This is a genomic window from Niallia sp. M35 (assembly GCF_050971705.1).
Taxonomy (GTDB): Bacteria; Bacillota; Bacilli; order Bacillales; family Cytobacillaceae; genus Niallia; species Niallia circulans_A.
Window position 1 is genome coordinate 73,177 of record NZ_JBPCEP010000006.1, and the last position, 24,637, is coordinate 97,813.

Annotated in this window: 19 protein-coding genes; 5 read left to right on the plus strand and 14 right to left on the minus strand. The window is 36.0% G+C overall.

Translation table 11 applies throughout. From position 1 onward, the window contains the following. Positions 1 to 64: 64 nt before the first annotated feature. The 4 genes from NiCM35_RS09485 to NiCM35_RS09500 form a co-directional block, all read right to left on the minus strand. A complete protein-coding gene (locus NiCM35_RS09485; RefSeq protein ID WP_433779309.1) occupies positions 65 to 736 on the minus strand; it encodes a YdeI/OmpD-associated family protein in 672 nt (223 codons plus the stop codon). A gap of 14 nt (positions 737 to 750) precedes the next feature. Further along, on the minus strand, positions 751 to 1,512 hold the full coding sequence (locus NiCM35_RS09490) for a MurR/RpiR family transcriptional regulator (protein ID WP_095329879.1): 762 nt from the start codon (positions 1,510 to 1,512) through the stop codon (positions 751 to 753). A 108-nt stretch (positions 1,513 to 1,620) separates the two neighbouring features. Then, positions 1,621 to 2,946 (minus strand): 6-phospho-alpha-glucosidase, encoded by a 1,326-nt coding sequence (locus NiCM35_RS09495; RefSeq protein ID WP_095329878.1) that lies wholly within the window; start codon positions 2,944 to 2,946, stop codon positions 1,621 to 1,623. A gap of 12 nt (positions 2,947 to 2,958) precedes the next feature. Then, on the minus strand, positions 2,959 to 4,560 hold the full coding sequence (locus tag NiCM35_RS09500) for an alpha-glucoside-specific PTS transporter subunit IIBC (RefSeq protein ID WP_172859643.1): 1,602 nt from the start codon (positions 4,558 to 4,560) through the stop codon (positions 2,959 to 2,961). Between the two features lie 446 nt (positions 4,561 to 5,006). Here NiCM35_RS09500 and NiCM35_RS09505 point away from each other — a divergent pair, with 446 nt between their 5' ends. Then, positions 5,007 to 5,729 (plus strand): 3-ketoacyl-ACP reductase, encoded by a 723-nt coding sequence (locus NiCM35_RS09505; protein WP_171509989.1) that lies wholly within the window; start codon positions 5,007 to 5,009, stop codon positions 5,727 to 5,729. Between the two features lie 70 nt (positions 5,730 to 5,799). Here the strand turns inward: NiCM35_RS09505 and NiCM35_RS09510 are convergent, their stop codons facing one another. After that, positions 5,800 to 6,624: an aldo/keto reductase gene (locus tag NiCM35_RS09510; protein ID WP_171509990.1), complete on the minus strand. Its 825-nt coding sequence runs from the start codon at positions 6,622 to 6,624 to the stop codon at positions 5,800 to 5,802. A gap of 220 nt (positions 6,625 to 6,844) precedes the next feature. Here NiCM35_RS09510 and NiCM35_RS09515 point away from each other — a divergent pair, with 220 nt between their 5' ends. After that, positions 6,845 to 8,605 carry a flavocytochrome c gene (locus tag NiCM35_RS09515; protein ID WP_303984014.1) on the plus strand — a complete coding sequence of 587 codons (1,761 nt, stop codon included), beginning with the start codon at positions 6,845 to 6,847 and terminating at the stop codon, positions 8,603 to 8,605. Between the two features lie 52 nt (positions 8,606 to 8,657). On the opposite strand, the gene NiCM35_RS09520 is transcribed toward NiCM35_RS09515, so the two are convergent. After that, a complete protein-coding gene (locus tag NiCM35_RS09520) occupies positions 8,658 to 9,272 on the minus strand; it encodes a nitroreductase family protein (RefSeq protein WP_249877821.1) in 615 nt (204 codons plus the stop codon). A 390-nt stretch (positions 9,273 to 9,662) separates the two neighbouring features. Between NiCM35_RS09520 and NiCM35_RS09525 the strand changes: the two genes are divergently transcribed. Continuing rightward, positions 9,663 to 11,093, plus strand: coding sequence for an alanine/glycine:cation symporter family protein (locus NiCM35_RS09525; RefSeq protein WP_095329872.1), 1,431 nt, complete (start codon positions 9,663 to 9,665; stop codon positions 11,091 to 11,093). 397 nt (positions 11,094 to 11,490) lie between these two features. Here NiCM35_RS09525 and NiCM35_RS09530 read toward each other — a convergent pair whose 3' ends face one another. Both NiCM35_RS09530 and NiCM35_RS09535 read right to left on the minus strand, forming a co-directional pair. Beyond that, entirely contained in the window at positions 11,491 to 14,619 is a 3,129-nt protein-coding gene (locus tag NiCM35_RS09530; RefSeq protein WP_433779312.1) for an alpha-mannosidase, read from the minus strand. Between the two features lie 243 nt (positions 14,620 to 14,862). After that, positions 14,863 to 16,206: a UDP-glucose dehydrogenase family protein gene (locus NiCM35_RS09535; protein ID WP_433779313.1), complete on the minus strand. Its 1,344-nt coding sequence runs from the start codon at positions 16,204 to 16,206 to the stop codon at positions 14,863 to 14,865. A 201-nt stretch (positions 16,207 to 16,407) separates the two neighbouring features. Between NiCM35_RS09535 and NiCM35_RS09540 the strand changes: the two genes are divergently transcribed. Continuing rightward, the gene (locus NiCM35_RS09540; protein WP_433779314.1) at positions 16,408 to 16,719 is read left to right on the plus strand and encodes a hypothetical protein; all 312 of its coding nucleotides are present in this window, start codon (positions 16,408 to 16,410) and stop codon (positions 16,717 to 16,719) included. A gap of 215 nt (positions 16,720 to 16,934) precedes the next feature. On the opposite strand, the gene NiCM35_RS09545 is transcribed toward NiCM35_RS09540, so the two are convergent. The 5 genes from NiCM35_RS09545 to NiCM35_RS09565 form a co-directional block, all read right to left on the minus strand. After that, positions 16,935 to 17,786, minus strand: coding sequence for an HAD family hydrolase (locus NiCM35_RS09545; protein WP_123259158.1), 852 nt, complete (start codon positions 17,784 to 17,786; stop codon positions 16,935 to 16,937). A gap of 781 nt (positions 17,787 to 18,567) precedes the next feature. Beyond that, positions 18,568 to 19,143, minus strand: coding sequence for a hypothetical protein (locus NiCM35_RS09550; RefSeq protein WP_095329861.1), 576 nt, complete (start codon positions 19,141 to 19,143; stop codon positions 18,568 to 18,570). Positions 19,144 to 19,435: 292 nt separating this feature from the next. Then, positions 19,436 to 19,615 carry a hypothetical protein gene (locus NiCM35_RS09555; RefSeq protein WP_095329860.1) on the minus strand — a complete coding sequence of 60 codons (180 nt, stop codon included), beginning with the start codon at positions 19,613 to 19,615 and terminating at the stop codon, positions 19,436 to 19,438. Positions 19,616 to 19,798: 183 nt separating this feature from the next. Further along, positions 19,799 to 20,374: a GNAT family N-acetyltransferase gene (locus NiCM35_RS09560; RefSeq protein WP_095329859.1), complete on the minus strand. Its 576-nt coding sequence runs from the start codon at positions 20,372 to 20,374 to the stop codon at positions 19,799 to 19,801. A 30-nt stretch (positions 20,375 to 20,404) separates the two neighbouring features. Beyond that, positions 20,405 to 20,923 carry a VanZ family protein gene (locus NiCM35_RS09565; RefSeq protein ID WP_095329858.1) on the minus strand — a complete coding sequence of 173 codons (519 nt, stop codon included), beginning with the start codon at positions 20,921 to 20,923 and terminating at the stop codon, positions 20,405 to 20,407. A gap of 257 nt (positions 20,924 to 21,180) precedes the next feature. On the opposite strand from NiCM35_RS09565, the gene pepF reads away from it, so the two are divergent. Beyond that, entirely contained in the window at positions 21,181 to 22,989 is a 1,809-nt protein-coding gene (pepF, locus tag NiCM35_RS09570) for an oligoendopeptidase F (RefSeq protein WP_144544639.1), read from the plus strand. Between the two features lie 102 nt (positions 22,990 to 23,091). Here the strand turns inward: pepF and bglA are convergent, their stop codons facing one another. Further along, positions 23,092 to 24,531: a 6-phospho-beta-glucosidase BglA gene (gene bglA / locus NiCM35_RS09575; RefSeq protein WP_144544637.1), complete on the minus strand. Its 1,440-nt coding sequence runs from the start codon at positions 24,529 to 24,531 to the stop codon at positions 23,092 to 23,094. Between the last annotated feature and the right edge of the window lie 106 nt (positions 24,532 to 24,637).

Here is a 24,637-nt window from a genome sequence, read left to right on the forward strand (position 1 = left end):
TTTCCCAAAAGAAACACGCCTTTTTATTTAGTCAAACTGATAATAAAAAAACTGCTGAAACCTATTATCCCTGCTCTTTTCGATAGGTATCTCTGCTTTTATAACCAGATTGAAGGATCATCTTCATTTCTGCTTTTCTTTTTTCTCTCGTTGCTTCTTGTTTTGCACTATAGACATATCTTGCCCACTCCTTTTGATAACCTAGTGTAAGAGATTGGTAAAAGGCTAATAGCTCGGGTGTATTTATTAAATCATCTTCGACAGCTTGAATTTTTTCTATATAATCATTGACACGCTGACTCGCTTTGGAGGAAGCATCCTTTGCTGTCCTTTTTTCCTCTTCTTTTAAACCTATCACGGTAAATACTTCATCCAATCCAACCATTCGTGCAAATTTTATTGTACTCGTTCCCACATATCCATCTGAATCCGTATCTAGCCCCTTAAACAATTCATCCCGATGAATATAAGTGGGATAGACTTTATTTCCTTTCTTTGGATATGCTAAAAAGATGTATCCCTTCTTGTTCAGCGAATCTGTTCGTATAATCTTATCAATCGTTTCTCGCATTGCAGCCATGTCTAGTACAAAGGCGAATATAGCATCATATTTATCTTGATGCTCTGTATCATATGCTTCCAATTCTCCAAAGTAATTCGATTCATTTGGTTGATTTAGAATCGCCATTTTTTTGTATTTTTTTAAATTTAATTTATCGACAATTGTTTTTACCATTTATGTTCACCTCTTTAATCATTGCTTTCATTTTTTCGCACTGAATAGTCTAAATAACCTCTATAAACCGAATCAATAACAGTAAATAACCCCAACAGGGATCGATGTTCAATCTCATAATGTTTCCCTAGCATAAAGGATTCATAATAAATATTATATGTAGATAAAGTTGCTAAATGGTTATTGTTGAAAGAAGTAATAGATAGGGTAGGAATTGATTTAACAGCCAATTGTCTTAGTTGACCTACTATATTTTTAACATCTCCACTTAAAGATATAACAATAACTAGATCTGTTGGCTTCATTTTGGCTAAAAGAAAATCAAATTCTGTTTCTGCGGGTATGATGTAGATTTTCTTATTATTAGAAATAAATTGCCGAGCCATTTCTTCCAAAGCATTTCTTTGACCCCATCCACTTGCAAAGCCGTATATCGTATCTGCATTTCTAATCTGATTATATATTGCTTCTGTATCAATATTTTTATATAGTTTTCTTGTCATTTCTATTTCTTTCATTTGCATAGTAAAAAAATCTAAATTTGGCTCAAAGGATTTGGGCTCATTCTTCAAAAAATATTTAAACTCACTATAACCACTAAAACCTATTTTTTGAGTCATCCTTAGAATGGAAGACTTGGAAATAGTGCATGCCTCAGACAATTCTAAAATACTCATTTTTTTACATTCTTCTATATGATTAAGAACATAATTTATCACATACAAATCATTTTCTGAGAGTTGATCATAATATTTATTCATTAAGTCTTTAAGCATATACAACTTCCTCCCTTGCCTTTATTATAAGGGATAATAGTATATTCAGAAAAACATTAATAAATAGAAAAGCAGAGTGCCCTTTTTCAAGCACCCTGTTTCTCTCTACTAATTAAGTTCTGGCCAATATTCTTTATTTGCTTCCATTAAATCATCTAAAATTTGTTTTGCTACTCTAGCATTTGGAACCGTTCTTGATAAGGTAATGGCTTGCCAAAGCTTTTGATAAGAATGTTCTTCCCAAGCTTCTACTACCAATTTTTCTACAGCTACTTGCTGCTCCATTAATCCCTTTTGGAATCGAGGAATAGTTCCTTGTACTAACGGTTCAGGCCCATTAACTCCGACAATACATGGAACTTCTACCATTGCAGTTGGATCAAAGTTTTGAATCGCTCCGTTATTTTCAACAATTAAAAGCATTCTTTCCTGTGTATCATATGCTATCGCACGAGCTAAGTCTACGATATAAGAAGCATGTTCGTCTATTTCTAACTCTGAACCTTCTGTAGAACCTAACTCTGCTATTCTATTACATTGAGAAAATATAAATTTCTCTCTTCCATCCATAACCTGATTTGCTCTTGTATAGTTAGGATCTGTATGCTCTACTTCATCTTGAGGATAGAAGTAATATTTTAAGTACGTATTAGGTAAGGTGTCAGGATCAACTGCATACACATCTTTCGCCTTTCTAAAAGTAGATTGCCAGCTTTCATCTGCATGTTGTCCTTCATTTTTTGCTAAATCATAGCCATAATCCTTTACATGCTCTTTCAATTTGGGCATTAAATCATTTCCTTCTTTATCACGAATATCTGTCCACCAGCCAAAATGATTTAGACCATAATAGCGGATAGTCATATCTTTCCGTGAAGGGAGACCTAGTATCTTTGCCATCAGATTTTCAATTCCAATCGGCATATCACAAATATTAAGGATCTTTGAATTTGGTCGTAATTTTCTAGTTGCTTCTGCAACAATCGCAGCTGGATTTGAATAATTCAACATCCATGCATTAGGCGAATATTTTTCCATATAATCTAATATTTCTAATACGCCTCCGATGGATCTCATTCCGTAGGCAATTCCACCAGGACCACATGTTTCTTGACCAACTACCCCATATTTTAAAGGTATCTTTTCATCCTTTTCTCTCATTGCGTACTTTCCTACACGAATATGTGCCATCACAAAATCAATATCCACAAAGGCTTCCTCTGGTTCCGTTGTAGCTAAAAAAGTAATTTCAGGATCTTTTTCTTTAATAATTATTTCACACGCATCAGCTATTTGCTGTTGGCGTTCTTTATCATTATCATAAAAATTAATTTGTCTAATCGGAAATTTATCTAGGTTTTCTAAAAGCATTAATATAATTCCCGGCGTAAAAGTACTTCCTCCACCTGCTACTGTGATTGAAAATTTTTTCATAAATAATCTCTCCTATTCTTCATTTTTTAACTTTTCAAACTCTTCTCTCACTTGAGGAACTGATAAGCCTACAATAATTTGTATGCCTTTATTATTTCTAACAACTCCATGAGCACCACCCTCTCTAAAGGCAATATCAGGCATCACTAGATTGGGATCCTTTACACTAATTCTTAGTCTTGTTGCACAATTATTTATTGTTTCAATATTCTCTGTACCACCTAAAGCATGAAGAAATATCGCAGCTTTTTCTCTATAACTGTTTTCCACAACTGTTACTGCAACCTCATCTTTTTTATCTCTGCCTTTTTGTTTTTCTTGATAATCTTTCTTTCTATATAGTTTAACCTCTTTATCATCCGTCTCTCTTCCAGGTGTAGCAAAGTTAAACTTCAAGATAAGAAAACGGAAAACCAAAAAGTAAATACCGGAAAAAATTAACCCAATTACGATTTGGGCTACATAAACATCCCAATGATTACCGAATAATGGAATCCAGTTTTTAGACATTATTTCAATCAGACCGCCACCCATATCTCCCACTACTCCGAATGTATATAGCGTTGCTGACAATGTAGCTGCGAGTACAGCGTGAACAGCAAATAATACAGGTGCAACAAATAAGAAAGTAAATTCTAGTGGCTCCGTAATCCCTGCCAATACCGCTGTTAAGGTAGCTGGAATTAGAAGGGCAGCTACTTTCTTCCTTTTTTCTTTTTTTGCTGTGAAATAAATTGCTAATGCAATCCCTGGTGCTGCAAACATCTTGGAGTTTCCATATAATCCAAAGCCACCAGCTGGGAACAAAGTTTTTAGTGATTCCGCACTTTGTGCAAAGTCCCCAAGATTACCCATCCAATATTTAACGATTCCATCTTCTACAACTGCTGGGCCAAACATAAATGGCGTATAAATAAAGTGATGCAATCCTGTTGGGATTAATGCTCTTTCAAAAAGATGGTAAAACCAAACACCGAATGTTCCTGAACTAGCTAAAAATCCTTGAAGGGAACCGATTCCAGATTGAATAATCGGCCATATCCATGCAACAACAACTGCGATAGGAATCATTATAAAGTAACCTAGAATGACGACGTACGTAGATCCCTGGAATATCCCAAGCCATTCCGGTAATTTCTTTTCAAAATACTTATTATGAAGCCAGACCGTTATACTAGAAATTAGTATTGCTCCGATAATTCCAGTATCCAATGTTTTTATGCCAGCAATTAGTTTCATTCCACTAGTACTGCCAGCTTCCTGACTAAAATCAACACCGAATGTTGGTCCAAAGAATTCTAATATACCTGATAGAAAATAATTAAAAGTAAGATATACAACAACTGCTTCCATCACGGCTCTTGCATTAGCAGTTTTAGCCAATCCAAGTGCAATACCGATAACAAAAAGCAATTCCATCTGATTAAATACTGTCCATGCACCATCTTCCAAAATAGTTAAAATACTATTCCAAGTTGTACCTTCATCTGCTATACTTCCGACAATTTGGGGATTATTTAACATAATAGTAATAGCAAGAACAATACCCGAAAATGCAAATAAAAGTACTGGCGTAAACATTGCTCCACCAAATCTCTGAAGCTTTTGCATCATATAAATCACCCCTCTTTAATTATTTTTTTGTATTTGCTAACTTCAATCTCTATTTAATCACCAGATGAAAGCCGTTTCAATAACTCGCGAGCATTTAGGTAAACGCTGTCATTTGTAGATAAACGTCCCAAATATCGGGAAAATTCCCGACAATTAGAGATAGTGGAAAATCAAAGTTTACTTGACCTTCCTTTCCAAAATGTAAATACATAGGGCATGGTACTCGTTTTAGCAGGTATATTTTTCGCCAGAAAAAAGATAATAAACAGGATATTAGGCAAAATTTGTTCGATGGCAAGAACCATTCCAATTGAAGAGAAGAAACATTATATGAATGATAGATAATAAATCTTTTCTCTAAGCGGCTTTCTTGCTAATACCTGCAGAAAATCTTAAAATAGACAAAGTATTATTTACTGAACAATGATTGGAAGGAGTTGCTTTTAATGGCACAATCTTTAAAAGGAAAAGTAGCTTTCATTACGGGAGCTGGAAGAGGGATAGGAAAAGCAGTTGCAGTTGCACTCGCAAATGAAGGTGTAAATATTGGTTTACTTGCTCGTACAGAAGGCGCATTACAAGAAGTAGCCAAAGAAGTGGAAGCACTTGGCGTAAAAGCTGCTTATGCAACAGTTGATGTATCCTCTTTAGAAGAAGTAGAACAAGCAATTTCTACTTTAACAAACGAACTAGGGAAAGCAGATATTTTAATCAATAATGCTGGAATTGGTAAATTCCAATCTCTTTTAGATATGGACCCAGAAGAATGGAAACAAATCATCGACGTAAATTTAATGGGACCATATTATGTAACAAAGGCAGTTTTACCACAATTAATCGAAAAAAATGGCGGAGATATTATCAATATTTCTTCTACAAATGGCTTAAATGGCGCTGCTACTTCTAGTGCATACAGTGCTTCTAAATTCGGTCTAATCGGAATGACAGAATCATTAGCACAAGAAGTACGCAGAAATAATATTCGTGTTACTTCCTTAACACCAAGTACAGTTGCAACAGATCTTGCTGTTAAAACAGATTTAATCAAAGGTGATGCAGAGAAATACATGCAGCCAGAAGATATCGCAGAACTGATTGTTTCTCAATTAAAACTGCATCCAAGAATCTATGTAAAAACAGCTACAGTACTAGGAACAAACCCGTTCTAATACCAATAGATATAACTGGAAAAGGGAATAGTGTTGCTATTAAATATAGCAGCACTATTCCCTTTCTTCCTTATCGTTTATTCATATCATTTGGGTGTGGACCTTTTCTTCTATTGCGGTTTAGCTCATTAATTTGTTTCATTTCTTCCTCTGTTAATTCAAAATCAAACACATGGAAATTTTCTTCAATGCGAGATGGTGTCACTGATTTCGGAATAACAATCGTATTATTTTGCAAATGCCAACGCAATACTACTTGTGCTGGTGACTTTTCTTTTGTTTCTGCAATTTGTGTGATGACTTCATCCTGAAGAACTTCTCCCCCTTGATCAAGCGGGCTCCAAGCTTCTACAAAAATATCATGCTTTGCGCAAAATTCCTTTAATTCATTTTGCGCTAAATATGGATGACATTCTACCTGATTCAAAACAGGTTTAACCTCACATTCATTTAAAATGCGCTCTAAATGTTCAATTTCAAAGTTACAAACACCAATTGCCTTGACTCTGCCATCTTTATATAATTTTTCTAGTGCTCTATATGTATCCACATACTCATCAAATTGTGGGGTTGGCCAATGAATCAAATAAAGATCGACGTAATCAAGCCCTAATCTTTCTAAACTTTCATCGAATGCTCTTAGTGTATTCTCATAGCCCTGATCACTGTTCCACACTTTTGTTGTAATAAACAACTCTTCGCGTGGAATAGAAGATTCTTTAATTGCTTTTCCTACACCTGCTTCGTTTTGATATACCATCGCTGTATCAATGGAAGTATAGCCTACTTTAAAAGCAGTGCTGACAGCAACAGCCGCTTCTTCATCTGGAACCTGCCATACGCCAAACCCCAGTTGAGGCATTTTTAAGCCATTATTTAATGTAACAACATTCATCTTTCCACACTCCTTTTTCGAATTCTCTTTTAGTTTAGCGCGAATAGAAATAAATTACAAAAAGTACGATTTCCTTATCCTTTAAAGATTCACAAATTCTCCACATACTTATGAACTTATTTTGAACATTATTATTTTGATAGCTAGTAGTTGAGCATGTTCCTTATGATAGACATTGTGAAATAATGAACAATACATATATAGAGAGGGGAAAATTTTTATGAAAAGATCTTCTAGTATAGCATTTGTTCTTCTAGCTATATTTATGCTGATAATAGCAGGTTGTAGCAACAATACGAATACAGAAGAAAAAGCAAAGTTTAAAGCGGGAACATACGAAGGCATTTCCACTGGTCATGGAGGAGAAATTAAAGCTACAGTAACAGTTTCAAAAGATAAGATTGAGAAAATTGAAATCAGTGCAGACGGAGAAACAGGCAGTATTAGTGATGGGGCAACTACTCAATTAACCAAGGATATTATCTCCTCACAAAGTTTAGCAGTGGATGTTGTATCAGGAGCAAGTGAATCTAGTAACGGAATTATTGAAGCTGTTACAAAGGCGTTAGAAAAGTCGGGAGCCGATATGAAAGCCTTAAAAGATGCTGCAAATAAAGTCATTGTAGAAGAGCAAAAGCAGGAAGACTTAGATGTTGATGTCGCTATAGTAGGTGCAGGTGGTGCAGGACTTGCAGCAGCCGTGAAGGCTAGCGAAGCTGGTAAGTCTGTTGTCATTTTAGAGCAAATGCCTATCATTGGTGGAAACACAAATAAAGCAACAGGTGGAATGAATGTGGCAGGCACCAAATACCAAGAAGCGGATGGAATTAAAGACGACAAACAAACATGGTTTGACGATACGATGAAAGGCGGCAAAAACTTAAATGATCCAAAACTGCTACAAACTCTAGTAGATAATGCTCCTGATGCACTGAAATGGCTAAATGATATGGGAGCAGGTTTAACAAAGGTAACATTATCTGGTGGGCAAACGAACCCAAGAATTCATCAGCCAGCAGATGGATCACCAGTTGGTCCTGTTATTGTAGAGGTTCTATCCAATAAATTGAAAAAATTAAATACTCCCATTTTATTAAATACTACAGCTGATAGTTTAATAAAAAAAGATGGAGCGATTGTAGGAGTAAAAGCTACCGATAAAAATAAGAATTCCTTCACGGTTAATGCAAAATCTGTTATTTTAGCAACAGGTGGTTTTGGAGCAAATGCTGAAATGGTTATTAAATACAATAAAGATCTGGAAGGTTTCTCAACAACAAATCATGCAGGAGCAACAGGATCAGGAATTGCTATGGCAGAAAAGGCTGGGGCTGATCTCGTAGATATGGATCAGATACAAATTCATCCAACAACCGATCCAGAAACAGGCTATTTATTTACAGAAGGATTACGCGGAGACGGAGCCATTTTAGTAAATAAAGAAGGAAAAAGATTTACCAATGAATTATTGACACGTGATGTTGTTTCGAAAAACATTTTGGCACAGACAGATAAAATTGCATATCTCGTCGTAAACCAAGAAATGGCTGATGAAAATGCCTCATTAGCAGGATATATTAAAGATGGCTATGCTATAAAAGGAGAAACAATAGAAGCTTTAGGAAAGGCAGCAGGAATAGATAGCAGTACCATTGCTTCTACTTTAAAAAATTACACAAAATACGTTAAAAATAAAAAAGACGAAGAATTTGACAGGGTCCATCTCACTCAAACATTAGAAGAAGGTCCATACTATATAATTCCCGTAACTCCAGGTATACATCATACTATGGGTGGATTAAAAATTGATACAAAAACTCATGTTTTAGATAAACAAGGAAATATCATTAAAGGACTGTATGCTGCAGGTGAAGTTACTGGTGGTGTTCATGGCGGAAATAGAATTGGTGGAAATGCTGTTGCTGACATCATCGTATTTGGCCGTATAGCAGGTGAAACCTCTGCAATCGAAATAAAATAACCCAAAAGTGCCTTCTTTCTTTTTAGAATCAAGGCACTTTTTTCTCTCTCAATCAGTAAAATTTCGCAATTTTTTCTATCGGCATTCTGCTAGTATTAAAAGCTGGTGCAGCAGCTTTTCCTATTGCAATAAGGGTAATCGGAAATTGGTTTTCTGGTAACTCAAAACGTTTCGCAAATGCATCTTTATCAAAACCGCCCATTATAACGGTATCATACCCTCGTTCTTTTGCTAGCAGTAAAATCTGCATGGAAATTAAGCCTGCATCATAGCTAGCAATTTGTGCTAATATTTGTTTTGGTTGATTGGGATATAAACTTAGCGTGTTATTAATCGTTCTATCTGCAATGGATTGATCCATATAGCCAAGGGAAACATTTTTCTCATAGATTTCTTCCACATTTCTATAAGCATCTGTATCTCCTAAAACAGCAATAATCGCTGAAGAATCTTCTATTTGCGCTTGGTTATTGCCAATTTCTCTTAACTCTTTTTTTAGTTCCTGATCTTGGATTACAATAAATCTCCAAGACTGCAAATTACTAGAAGACGGTGCACTTGTTGCTAATGCTAAAATTTCTTCTAGTTCCTTTTTTTCTATTTTATGAGCTGAATCATACACTCTTACCGATTTACGGCTTTTCATTATTTCTTCTAAATGAGACATATTCTTCCTCCGACTAATTAGTTAATTATTTTCAAGAACTAACTTACCATTAGTAAGTAATAATTGTCAAAGATGATGATTTGTTCTTTTCAAATGGGATATAGGCCTCATTAATAAATGTTTTATTAACAAAATAATTTACTAACGCATACAGATAAAATTAGACGCTATACTGGTCCACAAAAACACCCATTTTATCCTTAGTATCCGAAATTTTTTAAAAAAATTTAATTATTTAGTTAATTGCTTCGATACTAGTAATGACAAGGTATACAGCTTATTACAAAAATCCCCTTTTGTGTTTTTTGACAGTGATATAGGCCAATATTATTTGACAGGACCAACATTTTTCGAGATAATCGAAACCATAAAATTTTTGGGAGGGGTTGCGTGAATATTATTGAAAAGTTAATCGCAAGTGGAAATACAGTACTGTGGGGGTATGTTTTGATAGCCGTCTTGCTCGGCCTCGGAATATATTTCACCATAGGATCGAAATTTGCACAAATCAGGCATGTAAAGGAAATGTTCCGCTTACTAAAGGTAAAAGAGAAGCCACCTGAACACACAGAGAAAAAACAAATTTCTTCTCTACAAGCATTTTTCGTAGGGGCAGGTACTCGAATTGGTACAGGCAATCTTGCAGGAGTAGCCATTGCCTTAGCAATTGGAGGACCTGGAGCAGTATTTTGGATGTGGATGGTAGCTATTCTTGGCAGCGCTAGCTCTTTTGTAGAGAATACGCTAGCGCAAATTTATAAGGCAAAAGACAACGGACGGTTCAAAGGTGGTCCTGCCTACTATATGAAAAAACAACTGAACAAAAAGTGGATGAGTGCACTTTTTGCTGTCATGATGATTCTTTCATATGGTACTACCTTCAATGCCGTACAGAGTAATACCATTGCAGTTGCATTAGAAAACTCATTTGGCATTAGTCCTGTCATTGCCGGAATTGCTTTAGTCATTCTCACAAGTTTAGTTGTATTTGGCGGTATTAAACGTATTGCTGATATTTCATCTCTTATCGTTCCCTTTATGGCCTTAGGCTATATTCTCCTTGCAGTCTTTGTAGTAATCACCAATATTACAGAGATTCCTCATGTTTTAGTATTAATTTTTAAAAGTGCATTCGGTATTGAACAGGTAGTGGGTGGCGGAATTGCTGCTGCTATTATGAATGGCGTGAAAAGAGGTCTATTCTCTAACGGAGCTGGAATTGGTGGAGATCCAATCGCTGCTGCAACAGCATCTGTATCCCACCCAGCAAAACAAGGGTTTATCCAAGCCCTCGGAGTGTTTTTTGACACTTTACTCGTTTGTTCTGCAACAGCGTTTATTATTCTTACCTCAGATGCGTATGGGTCAGGTTTAACAGGCATTGAATTATCACAAGCAGCAATGGCAGAGCATTTTGGTGCTTGGGGTGGAGTATTTCTCGGCATTGCCATATTTCTATTCGCCTTTACTTCCATCATCGGCTGCTACTACTACGGGGAAGCTAACCTGTCGTTTATTAGTAAAAGCAAGGGGTTCTTAATCTTCTATCGCGTAATAGCTCTAGGAATGGTGATGTTTGGTGCTGTAGCTAGTTTGCAAATTGTTTGGGATTTAGCTGACTTCACGATGGCAATCATGGCTCTTATTAATCTAGTTGCCATAGCAATTCTTGGGCCAATTGCCTTTAAAGCACTTGATCATTATATGAAACAACGAAAACTAGGAAAAGAACCAGTATTCTTTCGAGATGATATTAAGGGGCTTAGAGGAGTAGAAGCATGGCCTTTGCGAAAGAAAAAATCGATAAAACAAGTCATTTAAATATTAAAGATAAATAGACTAGGCTGTCAAAATTGGCAGCCTAGTTTTGATTCTCGGTTTTAAAGATTTATAGTTTGAATTCATTGCAAAAAGAAAGTTACTATCATAAGAATATATCTTTTCTCTTCCACATATTTTGTATTAATAACCCATATGTAAGGAGAGTAAGAGATGTCATCAAATAATAAATGGAAGGAAATACAGAAACTTTTGAATCAATGCCATTCTGATTTAAAGGAGATCCAAAAAGATCTTATAAAATTAGAGAATGCCTTAAAAATAAGGAAGAAGGCTCTACATTAACACCATTTAGGTATCCTCACATGATAGATTAATAGAAAAGTAAAAAGCAGATCCTTAAGTGTCGAGACGAACAATTGGGGCCTGCTTAAATCATTTAGATTTCCACTAAAAACGTCTTAACTTCATAAGGCTTTATGGCAAATGTTATTATTTCATTTTCTTGTTTCTCTCCATTTTTCCCTTCCAGAAGATTACATTCCTGCCATCCTTTTATAGGAGCATCTGAGGTTAATTCTACTGTTCCTCTTTTCCCCATAAATTCATGTAACCGAACAATGACTTTATCCTCATCCTCTGCCTTTTTCACTGCATCGATAAAGCAATGATCAGACGCTATTTGGAATAAAGAAAAATCTTGTGATTGTAGCTTTCCTACCAAACTTTTTAATGGCTGATTTAAATCCCATGCCTCTTGGACTGTTCTCCCTTCTCTCCAATCACCTTGATGTGGCAGAAGAGAATAAATAAATGTATGTGCTCCTTGATCTTGTAAATAATCTGGGTAAGTACCAGCCTTAATAAGGGACAGACGCATCACGGAATCTTTGATGTCATAGCCATATTTACAATCATTTAAAAGACTTATTCCATAACCTTGCTCCGATAAATCTGCCCATTGGTGTCCAACCGTTTCAAACTTCGCATAATCCCAGCTTGTATTCCAATGAGTTGGTCGTTGTACATTTCCAAACTGAATATCATAGGTTGCTTGCGTTGAACGAATTTCAACAGGAAATGCCACTTTTAATAGCTGATGCTGTTCATGCCAATCAACAGATGTCTTAAAGTCTATTCTAGGATTTTCAGCATAGAGAATTACCTCTTGTTCTACCTTCGAATGGTGATATGTCCACACAAATTTTATTACTGCTCTTAAGGAGTTGTTTTCAATTATTTCTATCTTCTCTAATGTAGAAATCTCTTGATGCTTTTCTTGATAAAAAATATCAATGTCCCAAGCTTCCCATCTTAATGGCTTATCTTCAAATACTTGCAGGACATTTCCTGCCTGATTTTCTTTTAACACATTTCTTTGTGCCTTTTTATCAAATATACGAGTTAATTGTCCCTTTTCATTCCAAAGAATTTGATAAAAAGGTGTCTCTATCCCATTATTATTTATCACAAAAGCAGTCTGCTTATTCGCACCTTGATTTTCAGACGATTTAAATAAAAGATTAGCTAATCCATGTGATGGAACGTTTTCCACTAATATAAGCCACTTTCCATTTACTTTTTCAACTTGCAGCACTTTCCCATTTTCTGATGACCATTCTCCCTCTTCTAGTCCAAGTTTAACTGGTACCTCCACCAATCCGGAACGTATCCATGAAGAGTCATTTATCACGGTAAACTGATCAGAGACATCTGATTCGATTATTCTCGTTAATACTTGCTTTTGTGCTTTATTAGCCAGTCCTTCTGCTTCTTCATATTCTAATAGACTATCTTCATATACTTCACGAATCGAAGAACCTGGAATGATATCATGGAACTGATTGCGTAATAAAATCGTCCAGCCTTTATGCAGCTCTTCCTGCGGATAAATGGTCCAATCAGAAGCTAATACACCAACTAGGACACTAAGCAGTTCTGTCTCCCGGTATAATAATTCTTGTTTGCGATTGCTTCTTTTATTATATGCTTGGCTGGTATAGGTTCCTCGATGAAATTCTAAATAGAGCTCTCCATCCCATGTATGAACATATTCATCTGTGGTCTTCACTTTTTCATGAAGGGCATCAAAATAATCGCCTGCTTTAGTTGATTTAACAGCAGGCAGACCAGGAATTCGGTCAAACCGTCTTCTCATTTCCAGCATATCCCGATTTACTCCCCCTCCACCATCTCCATAGCCATAAGACATTAGTAAATCCTGCGTTATATTTTTATCCTTATAATTATCCCAAGCTCCCTGCACCACATCTGCCTGCATTTCTCCATTATAATCATAAGCCCAGCCTCTGCTGTTCGGATATGGTGTGGTCACAAAGTGGGTCAAAATTTCTGTTCCATCAATGCCTCGCCATTGAAAGGTATCATGCGGCATTCGATTGTACTGATTCCAGCTAATCTTCGTCGTCATAAAAGTTTCTATTCCTGCTTGTTTAAGAATTTGCGGCAATGCCCAGCTATAGCCAAAGACATCTGGCAGCCATAGATACTTACTCGTTACCCCAAATTCCTCTTTCAAAAATCTCGTTCCATGCAGTAATTGACGAACAAAGGATTCCCCAGAAGGCAAATTACAATCAGGCTCCAGCCACATCCCGCCTTCTGGTTCCCATCTTCCTTCCGCTACTCTATCTTTCAGCTGGGCATAAATTTCCGGATAATCCTCTTTTAAATAGGCGTATAGCTGAGGCTGGGACTGCATAAATAAGTATTCTGGATATTTCTCCATTAAACGCAATACGGTGGAAAAGGAACGTGCCGCTTTTTCTCGAGTATGCTTCAAGCGCCATAACCAAGCAACATCAATATGGGTGTGGCCAATTGCATGAATCGTTACAGCTGCATGCTTGTCCATCTTTTCTAATGTTGCATTTAAATAGTTATTTGCCTTGTTAATAGATTCATAAAATAAATCCGATTCTGGTTCTGTCCAGTCTATTTCATAAAATGCTCGATTTAATGCTGTTAGGATCGTCTGATACTCTGGTCTGTTTTCATCTAAAATATGTATGGTTTGGATCATTGCTTTGGCTGTATAGTATAAATCATCTGTCGCTTCGTCTAGCCAGGCAATCTCTGCCTTCTTTATCTTATGCTCCTGAATAAACGGTTTACCGCCACCTTCTAAGCCAGACCACAAACGAAAAATCAAGCTGACATTTGTGCCGCAATGTTCCTCTTTGAGAAAAACTTCCCGATGATTCGCATCTACTCCTTGATAGATTTTCTTATTTACATACAAAAGCGACTCAAAACCTGAATTCGTTCCACCATCTGTTATGCCAAAATCAAAATACCCCAATACTTGTTTCCCTTTCCAGCTCACAGGGATTGCTACTTCTGTCTTTAACCAGGCATAATGATCCCTTCCTGCCCAATGATCTCCGACATGGATGGTAGCCCATTCCCCATTTTCTGGTGGTCTTGCCCCAATCTCTCCTTCTTCATCTAATTGCATCGAAAAGGAGTCTAAGGAAATTGATTCTCGATAGCGATATTTTTCCAGTTCCTTGATTCGTGCATCCAACTTCTTTTCTGTCCAGAACATAAAGCCCCTCCATATTAAGATAATTTTCAAAATTTTGATTATCTTTATTATCTAACAATAGGCGCTTTAGTCAATGCCAAAAAATAGTTTGGGGCGGAGATGGGGTTATCAAGCTGTTTGAATTCGTCACACTCCCTGTCCTAAATCATTTACATGCGTGCTTATTCTTTATACAACAAACAAAACCCTATTTAGAAAAGAAGGGGTTTGTTTGTTGTTCTATTTCTCTTATTCCTCACACCGTTATCTTCCTGCTGCTCTTCTAATTGGTTCAAGCTCTATCATTCTAACCTCTGGTCGGCCAATGGAGAAATAATTAATGCCTGCCTTACTTGCTTCCTCTAGTGAAAAGCAATTTCTACCATCAAATAAAAATGGTACGTTCATTTTTTCTTTAAAAATTGTTAAATCGATTGCTTTAATTTCAGCCCATTCTGTGTAAATAAAGCAAATATCTGCTCCTTCTAGTGCTTTCTCTGGTGTTTGTTCATAGACTACCTCTGTAGGAAAGAGCTTTTTAAAGTTTTCTCCTCCTACTGGATCATAAACATGTACTTTTGCTCCTTCGTTTAATAATAAGCGGACATTGGGAATAGAAGGAGCTTCGCGCAAATCATCTGTGTCAGGCTTAAAGGTAAGTCCTAATACTGCTACTTTCAGTCCATTGAAAGAGGAAAATTCATTCCGCGCCTTCGAAATCAGCTTAAATTTTTGCTTCTCATTGACCTCAATCGCAGCCTTTACTGTTCGTAAAACATAGCCTTCTTCTTCTGCAAGCCAATGCAGGGCTTTCGTATCTTTTGGAAAACAAGAACCACCATACCCAATGCCTGGATTTAAAAATTTTTTCCCAATTCGCTCATCGTAACTCATTCCGCTTGTTACATCCTCAATATTCGCACCAACTGATTCACATAAGTTAGCAATGTCATTGATAAAAGAGATCTTTAAAGCTAGAAAATCATTCGATGCATATTTTACCATTTCTGCACTGCGACGATTCATCGTTAAAATTGGCTGCTGAAAAGGTTCATAAATAGAAGTTAAAATCTTCTTAGCCTTTTCGCTTTCTACCCCAATGACAATTCGTGAAGCATGCAGTGTATCTTTAATGGCACTTCCTTGGGCAAGAAATTCTGGATTAGAGGCAACCTCTATCGAAACTTTATGTTTTAAGTGATTTTTTATGTATGTTTCAACACGGTCATTCGTCCCGATGGGAACGGTAGATTTAATGACAATTAAACAATCACGCCTTACACTTTCGGCAATTTGCTTTGCTACTTGAAAAACATAGTTTAAGTTAGCAGACCCATCTTCATTTTCGGGCGTCCCAACCCCTATGAAAATAACATCTGATTGCGCATAGGCTTTGTTATAGTCAGTTGTAAAAGTTAATTTTCCGGCCTGTGAATTTTTTTCTATAAGTGTATCTAGCTCGGGTTCATAAATAGGCGAAATTCCTAGATTCAGAAGAACAATTTTCTCTTGCTCTTGATCTACACAAGTTACCTTGTGACCAACCTCTGCTAAACAAACTCCTGTCACTAAACCAACATATCCTGTACCTGCCACTGTGATATTCATTTTGAAAAACTCCTTATGTAATAGATTACAAATTCGGAAGATTTAAATAGTAATATAGTTAGTATAATGGTTGATTATTTCATCTCTATTTAATCTTTTTATATTTTTGGTAAAGGAATGTAAATTTTCCAACTAATTTATAAGGGGAAAATAGGTAATTTATGCTAAACTATAGCTAAAATAGCAATGGAGGAAGGATCAGTGGTCATTATCTTACTATTTATATCTTTATTGTTTTCTGCCGTCCTCTCTATTTATACACTCACAAAAACACAGAAGAAATGGGTGGCACTATTCATTGCATTCTGTGGGAATAGCGTTGTGTTAGCAGGTTTAACATGGTTTATATATATTTCTAATGAAGAAGTGAGATTATTTGGTTTTGGTCATTCGCCTCTATCCTTGCTGCCACTTTTCATTCCTGTTAGTACATGGATTAACTACTTCATTCTTGAGCTAATTAAAAAGTTTTCCAAGTGGTCTGACTCCTCTTGGATGGATTCAAATAAATAGCTGACTTTTATTAAAATTGTAATCGAAGTATTTTAAGAAGAAAGAAAGCCAGCTTTTTAAAAGCTGGCTTTCCTTCTTCTTCTGTTTTATCACTTTGCTTTTTATTCCGTTTGTTTCCTTTACTATTATCCTCACTAATACTAGACTGATGTCCCTTAAGGAAGTTTTGATTTTCACTTACAATAACAAAGAATACGTTTAGTGAACCATATCAGTTATTTGAATCGAGATGTTAAGAAATGACAAACGCCATCTTCATCACAGCTTAACTCTGTTACTTCTGCTGCTAATTCTTTAATATGGTCTGGAGCATTTTGCATAGCAACCGGCATGGAAACAAATTGAAGCATTTGTATATCGTTATCACTATCTCCAATTCCCATAGTCTCCTCTACGGAAAGATTAAATCTTTCTAACATCTCTTTAATCCCAGTTGCTTTATTTACGTTGGCAACCATTACTTCCACATTATGGGCGGACGAAGTAGATGCTGTAAAATCGATTTCTTTTCTTAAATCTTCTAACACCTGTTTCCATTGATTAATATGTTCTTTTGTTCGAGCAAAAAAATAGAACTTGGAAAACTCTTTTCCTTCAACCGTGTTCTTCCAAGCAATCTTTCTACTGATTGCTTCTTTTCGAGAAAGCCACTCATTAATACCTACGCTTTCTGGTTTCGGGTCTCTGATCTCTTGTATAACATACTCTTTATCCTGACTTAATGTCATTCGAGAGTCCCCATATGGAAATAACTCATAATATACTTTATTCTCTCTTGCCTTTTTAATAATGGTATCCACTAATTCTAAAGGTAGAGTATGCTGAAAAATAGGTTCCTTTCCTATGTAACCAGCCATGCCGTTAGAAGAAACATATCCATCCACTTCAAATCCTTCTGGCACGACAGATTCAATTTCATCAAAAGATCTCCCTGTAGCTATGAATACGAATAGACCATCCTTGCGTAGATCATCAATAATCTCCTTTGTCTTCACGCTTACCTGATTCTGATGATTTAAAATAGTACCATCCATATCTAGAAAAATAGCCTTTGGCTTTTGTAACAAAATAATTCCCCCTTTAACATTCTTCATTGGCAAGTATACACCTCGTTACGTTTTCCCTCAAATGCATTGTTTACAATTAGTTTGTTGAGGAGGGGTTAGCTGTTAACTCTTTTTTGGTAGCTCTTCGGTGATATTTGGTTTTCATCTTGTTGATGAAAACCTTTTTGTTCGCTTCTCCCTTCCATTTTGGCTTTCATCTTGTTTATGAACGCCACTTTTTTCACTTCTCCTTTCCGTTTTGGCTTTCATCTTGCTTATGAACGCCATTTTTTTCACTTCTCCTTTCCGTTTTGGCTTTCATCTTGTTTATGAACGCCACTTTTTTCACTTCTCCTTTCCATTTTGGCTTTCATCTTGTTTATGAACGCCACTTTTTTCACTTCTCCTTTCCGTTTTGGCTTTCATCTTGCTTATGAACGCCATTTTTTTCACTTCTCCCCTCCGTTTTGGCTTTCATCTTGTTTATGAACGCCACTTTTTTCACTTCTCCTTTCCATTTTGGCTTTCATCTTGCTTATGAACGCCACTTTTTTCGCTTCTCCTTTCCGTTTTGGCTTTCATCTTGTTTATGAACGCCACTTTTTTCACTTCTCCTTTCCGTTTTGGCTTTCATCTTGTTTATGAACGCCCCTTTCTTTCGCTTCTCCTTTCCGTTTCATTTTTAATCATAGTTTTCCATAGCGCATTTCTTGCTACTCTCTCGATTTTTCCACTTTCCTATCTTCTTCTGGACATGCAAAAAACTAGCATGTGCCTTATAAATACATGCTAGTAATAAACATTATTGCTGCTCGTCTTTCTTGAGGATTCTAAATTTCAACAATAACCTAGTAAACCAATATGCTACAAATACAATAAATAAATCCAAAAGGAATAAATGAATAACGTGAATTCCTCTATGAAACGTTACCAAGCCCATTGATTTTTCAATATTAGCGCATATAAAAGTATATACAGCACTCAATAGCACGGTTAGAATATAAAAGTTTTTCTTGCGATTCGTTGCATATTGATACACTAGCATAAACCCTACTGGCAGAAAGGAACCTGTAATATTTAATGCATTAGGAAGCATCGGTGTAAGAAAGTAAGTATGTGTTAAGTAATTAGTTCTACTAAGTGCTAGGTCTATGTAAGCCCAAAGTAGATGGACAGTATAGCCAAAGAATAATATTTCAAATAATCTCCTTCTGTCTACCATAAAATATAATATGATTAATGGTACTAATAAAGATAGAAGAATGATCCAAAACTGCCATGTAGCAAAATCTGAATATTTATCCCAATAGGAAGAATATAAAGAATGCAATTGTCCATTTATTTCATTAATTTTATCCCAATATTCCTTGTAGTTCATTTTATTCATCTCCTTCTAAAAAAATTTCCATTATTGAAGGTAGAGGCATGTTTAAGGATCTCCAATAATCGAAGTTAGAGACCTATTTTTTGTCCACACATCATCATGAGTTATTTCTCTACTTTAAATAGTTTGTACAATTTATTGGTAATTACTCATAAAAAAATGGAAAAAGCTCTTTCAATTTTCCACACCTTGAAATGATTCTAAGAAGAGTGGATGCAGAACTACCTATTATTTCATAGAAAAAAGGCCAAGTGCATTTTCCACTTGACCTTGTTATATATGTGCTCTATAATTCTGCTTTCAGCTTTTTTATATAGGAAGGAATTAGATTTTCTCGGCTGCAATTGTTGCAATAGAATTGTTTTACCATGTCATCACATAAGTACGTTTTTAGCACAAACGCTGGAATACGTTGAGGCAATCCACAATGCTGGCAGAAAAATACGTATCCAACCTCTTTCTTCATGGACCTCACTCCATTCATTCATTTTCCACACTTACTTGATTCTGATGATGCTGTACTTCTATACAATTTGCCCTTTTATTCCTGTTTTCTTCTATTATACTATTAAAATATAGGTAAAGCATGAGTACTAAAACTTAATTTTCTTTCTAATTTCACCTAACGTAATCTTCCATTACACTGATTTTATTTATTAATATTTCCAGCACTTGTTTTGTTTCCGTTTAAAAATGCTTCCCATTCTTCTTTTAATAATCCCATCCGTATGGAGTCATAATATACGCCGTTATAGTAGCGGCACTTTCTCATGCGTCCTTCCATTGTCATGCCCAGCTTTTCTCCTACCTTTATCATTCGCTCATTCCCTGACCATGTTGTATATCCCACTCGAACTAATGGCAAGGTCTTAAATAAATGGTCGATCCATAGCTTCAATACCCGCGTTCCATATCCACCACTCCAGTAGTTTGGATTATAGATAACAATTCCCATCTCTAACCATTTGGACGGTTCATGTTCCCAGTAGTAGCCAACTGTTCCTATTAATTCTTCCCCGACAATAATTGCCCAGTAATCATCTCTTTCTAAGAAGCGCTCTTTTTGAGTTTTTAAGAATCCTTCATAACTTAATGCTTTATGTGCATAATACGGAGCATCCCATTTTTTCCATTCAGGATTTTCTTCTTTAAATGCCAGTGTCCAAAGCTGATAAAGATCCTCCTCTTTAATCGGTCTTACTGTCAATTCTTTATCTTGGTACAATCGCTTCACCTCTCCTGTCTTTGGGAATCCCTAAAACCTTCCCTTCGTTTTCCTCTTTTTAAAAAATATAGTACCAATAAAACCAATGACTAATCCTAATATAACGCCAGTTCCGTCGATAATGATGGCGTCTTGCCAATGGCCTGTTCTTCCAGGGACAAAGCTTTGGTGCCACTCATCTGTTAATGCATAAGCAATAGAAAGAGCTCCACTTAGTAGATAAACCCATGGTCGTTTGATTTTCGTTTGCATCAGGGTGAGAAATAGCAGCAAAGTTAAGAGACAATAACCAATTACATGCCCTGCTTTCCGAAATAAAAATTCGATAAAACCATATGGGTCAGAATCCGAAGATATAATTTGACCATCGTACTCAAATGTAATAGAGGGAAATGGAATATTTGTCAGGTCTATCTTATCTCGTAGAAATGGCTTAATATCCTGTTCTTCATACGGCATATGGGAGAACATAAAAATGATAACCATGGAGACAATGCAGATAAAAAATAATAAATAAAATCTTTTTTTTCGTGAAAACTTTAAGGGCAATTTCTTTTCATTCCTTTTTGTTTATTCCAATTTCAGCACTCATTCTTTTACCTTATAATGTAAAATTTGGCGAAATGGTGAGTTTTAACCATTATACAATTATTTATCATAAGAAGCGTAGTTTTTTATCTTTATCTTCTACAAATTATCATTAAAAAATATAATAAACAAAATATTCCTATAGTTCAATTTTTTATTGTATAATCAAACTAATCGTTTCGAAAAACGAAATAAATAGGTGGCAGAGGAGAATGTTTATGAATAAAGAAATAGAAAAAACACTTTATCGTTCCGAAGTTCCTTTCGAACAAACCTGGAATTTGCGCGATTTATTCGAAAGCGAAGCAGATTGGAAAAGGGAAGTAGAAGCGATCGAAGAAGATATTCCTACTGTAACACAATTTAAAGGGAAGCTTCACCAAAACGCTAAAATCTTGCTAGATTGTCTAAAAGCTCGAGATGCATTGGATGAAAGATTAGTGAGCGTTCTCACTTATGCAAACCTTAAGCAATCTGCAGACGGATCTAATCCTTCCAATCAAGAGAACGATGCAATTGTTTCTTCCCTCTATGCAAAAGTAAGCTCAAGCCTTTCTTTTATTAATTCAGAGATTCTTACGCTTGCAAACGATAAAATAAATACATACCTGAACGAGGAAGAAGAACTACAGCTTTTTTCCAAAACACTAACGGACTTAATGGATTTGAAGCCACATATGTTAACACCTGAAGCAGAGGAAGTATTAGCAGCATTTGGTGAAATCCAGCGTTCTCCTTATATGATTTATCAAAGAAGTAAAACATCAGATATGGAGTTTTCCTCCTTTATAACAAGTGACGGGACAGAATATCCTTTGACATTTAATTCTTTCGAAAAGTACGAAGAATCGGCAGATAAAGAAGTAAGAAGAAAAGCATATGAAGCCTTTTCGGCTGGCCTTAACCGTTATAAAAATACATATGCGGCTACCTATGGAACAGAAGTTAAAAAACAAATAATAGAATCTCGTTTACGAAACTATGAATCTGTAACAGACATGCTTTTACAAGAACAACAAGTCACAAAAGAAATGTACCATAACCAATTGGATACCATTCTTACAGAATTGGCTCCACATATGCGCAGATTCGCCAAATTAAAAGAGCGTGTATTAGGTTTAGAAAAAATCCATTATTGTGATTTAAAGGCTCCGCTCGACACATCCTATGATCCTAAAATTACGTACGAGGAAGCTTCCAAGCTTATCTTAGAAGCGCTTAATATTATGGGACCAGAATATATGGAAATAATGGAAAAAGGCTTAAAAGACCGCTGGGTAGACTTAGCAGATAACTATGGAAAACGATCAGGCGCCTTCTGCTCCAGCCCGTATGGAGTACATCCATACATTTTAATGACATGGCATAACTCAATGCGTAATACGTTTACCTTAGCACATGAACTTGGACATGCTGGACATTTTGCTCTTGCTGGCAAAAATCAAATTATTTCAAATACCCGTCCATCTCGATACTTTATTGAAGCTCCATCCACCATGAACGAAATGCTTTTGAGCAAGTATATTATGAAACAATCTTCTAACAATCAAATTAGAAGATGGGTAATTCTCCAATCACTAGGAACGTATTATCATAATTTTGTTACCCATATTTTAGAAGGGGCACTCCAAAGAAAAATTTATGAATTAGCAGAACAAGGAACTCCGATTACAGCTAAAGTATTATGTGAACAAAATATCGATGTCTTAAAATCATTCTGGGGAGACAGTGTGGAAATAGATGAAGCAGCAGGCCTAACATGGATGCGCCAACCCCATTATTATATGGGTCTTTACCCATATACGTACTCCGCTGGGCTTACAGCTTCAACTGCCGTATCAGCAATGATTGAGGAAGAAGGACAGCCTGCTGTTGAGCGATGGCTAAAAGTTTTAAAAGCCGGCGGCACTTTAAAACCATTCGATTTAATGAAACTAGCAAATGTGGATATGTCCACCCCTGAGCCAATCCGAAAAGCGGTTGCCTATGTTGGAAGCTTAATAGATGAATTAGAAGCAAGCTATTAATAGAAAAATACAAAACTGTTTCTCGTAAACTATTTAACTTCATTAAAAATAAAGTTTACTATACACTGAAAGGAAGAGGAAAATATCCCCTTCCTTTTTCTATTACAGTTTTTCCCCGTTTGACTTAATCACTTCTTGATACCAATAAAAGGAGGCTTTTTTCGAACGGCTCATGGTTCCTTTCCCTTGATTATCTCGATCTACATAAATCATTCCATAGCGTTTTTTCATTTCTCCTGTTGTAAAGGAAACAATATCAATAATTCCCCATGGTGTATATCCAATTAAATCTACTCCATCATACATTACCGCTTTCTCCAATGCTTCAATATGCGCCTTTAAGTAGGCAATTCTTTCCTTGTCATGAATAGAGCCATCAGCTTCGACAGTATCAATAGCGCCAAATCCATTTTCTACAATAAATAATGGTATTTGATAGCGATCATATAGACGATTTAACACATAGCGCAGACCTGTCGGATCAATGGACCAGCCCCAGTCACTTGCTTTGATGTACGGATTTTCAACCGCATTTGGCAAGGCGCCATTAACAATATCCCCTGTATTATTATTTTTCACATCACTCTTTACGGTAGTGGACATATAATAGCTAAATCCTAAATAATCAACTGTCCCATTGCGTAAAATCTCAGCATCCTTTGGCTCCATTGTAATTGAATAGCCTTCTCGTTCAAATTCCTTTAAAGCATAACTAGGGTAATATCCACGAACTTGCACATCTGGGAAGAAATATCTTTGTCTCATTTCTTCTTCCGCTAGCATCACATCTTCTGGATTAGAAGAAAATGGATAGATAGGAATATGGGAAACCATTGCTCCAATTTGGAAATCAGGATTTATTTTTTTACCAATAGACACAGCTAATGCACTTGCAACTAGCTCATGATGAGCAGTTTGATACATTACTTCTTTCGCATTTTCTCCTTCTTTGACGGTTACTCCAGAATTTGTCCACAAAAAGAGTGGATTAGAAACATCCATTTGATTGTTGATTTCATTAAAAGTCATCCAGTATTTTACTTTATCTTTATATCGATGGAAGCATGCTTCGGCAAAGCGGACAAAACAATTAACTACTTTTCTATTTCTGAAACCGCCATATTCTCTTGCTAGATGTAACGGCATTTCAAAATGGGATAAGGTAATAACTGGCTGTATTCCGTATTTAAGTAATTCATCAAATACTTGGTCATAGAAGCGCAGTCCTTCTTCATTCGGTTCTAATTCATCCCCTTTTGGAAAAATTCTGCTCCAGCCAATGGAAGTTCGTAAACACTTTAGCCCCATTTCAGCAAACAAGGCAATATCCTCTTTGTAACGATGGTAAAAATCAATTGCTTCATGATTTGGATAAAATTGCTCTTCTTCAATCAAGTCTGTTATTTTCCTAGGTACTCCATGAGCACCTGCTGTCATAACATCTACTACACTCGGACCTTTACCGCCTTGATTCCAGCCACCTTCAAATTGATGTGCAGCTAATGCTCCACCCCATAAAAAATCTTTCGGCATTTTGCTCATTCTTGTTCCTCCTTTTTAATGCTATTAAATTATCTTTTCTTTTTATTTTTTTGGATTACACTTATATTATAATTGTATCGGTATAATTTAATAAATACAATACAAT

Bases quoted from the DNA above. Each gene is read 5' to 3' on its own strand.
- NiCM35_RS09485 (WP_433779309.1), bottom strand. From the start codon at position 736: ATGGTAAAAACAATTGTCGATAAATTAAATTTAAAAAAATACAAAAAA.
- NiCM35_RS09490 (WP_095329879.1), bottom strand. From the start codon at position 1,512: ATGCTTAAAGACTTAATGAATAAATATTATGATCAACTCTCAGAAAAT.
- NiCM35_RS09495 (WP_095329878.1), bottom strand. From the start codon at position 2,946: ATGAAAAAATTTTCAATCACAGTAGCAGGTGGAGGAAGTACTTTTACG.
- NiCM35_RS09500 (WP_172859643.1), bottom strand. From the start codon at position 4,560: ATGATGCAAAAGCTTCAGAGATTTGGTGGAGCAATGTTTACGCCAGTA.
- NiCM35_RS09505 (WP_171509989.1), top strand. From the start codon at position 5,007: ATGGCACAATCTTTAAAAGGAAAAGTAGCTTTCATTACGGGAGCTGGA.
- NiCM35_RS09510 (WP_171509990.1), bottom strand. From the start codon at position 6,624: ATGAATGTTGTTACATTAAATAATGGCTTAAAAATGCCTCAACTGGGG.
- NiCM35_RS09515 (WP_303984014.1), top strand. From the start codon at position 6,845: ATGAAAAGATCTTCTAGTATAGCATTTGTTCTTCTAGCTATATTTATG.
- NiCM35_RS09520 (WP_249877821.1), bottom strand. From the start codon at position 9,272: ATGTCTCATTTAGAAGAAATAATGAAAAGCCGTAAATCGGTAAGAGTG.
- NiCM35_RS09530 (WP_433779312.1), bottom strand. From the start codon at position 14,619: ATGTTCTGGACAGAAAAGAAGTTGGATGCACGAATCAAGGAACTGGAA.
- NiCM35_RS09535 (WP_433779313.1), bottom strand. From the start codon at position 16,206: ATGAATATCACAGTGGCAGGTACAGGATATGTTGGTTTAGTGACAGGA.
- NiCM35_RS09550 (WP_095329861.1), bottom strand. From the start codon at position 19,143: ATGAACTACAAGGAATATTGGGATAAAATTAATGAAATAAATGGACAA.
- NiCM35_RS09555 (WP_095329860.1), bottom strand. From the start codon at position 19,615: ATGAAGAAAGAGGTTGGATACGTATTTTTCTGCCAGCATTGTGGATTG.
- pepF (WP_144544639.1), top strand. From the start codon at position 21,181: ATGAATAAAGAAATAGAAAAAACACTTTATCGTTCCGAAGTTCCTTTC.
- bglA (WP_144544637.1), bottom strand. From the start codon at position 24,531: ATGAGCAAAATGCCGAAAGATTTTTTATGGGGTGGAGCATTAGCTGCA.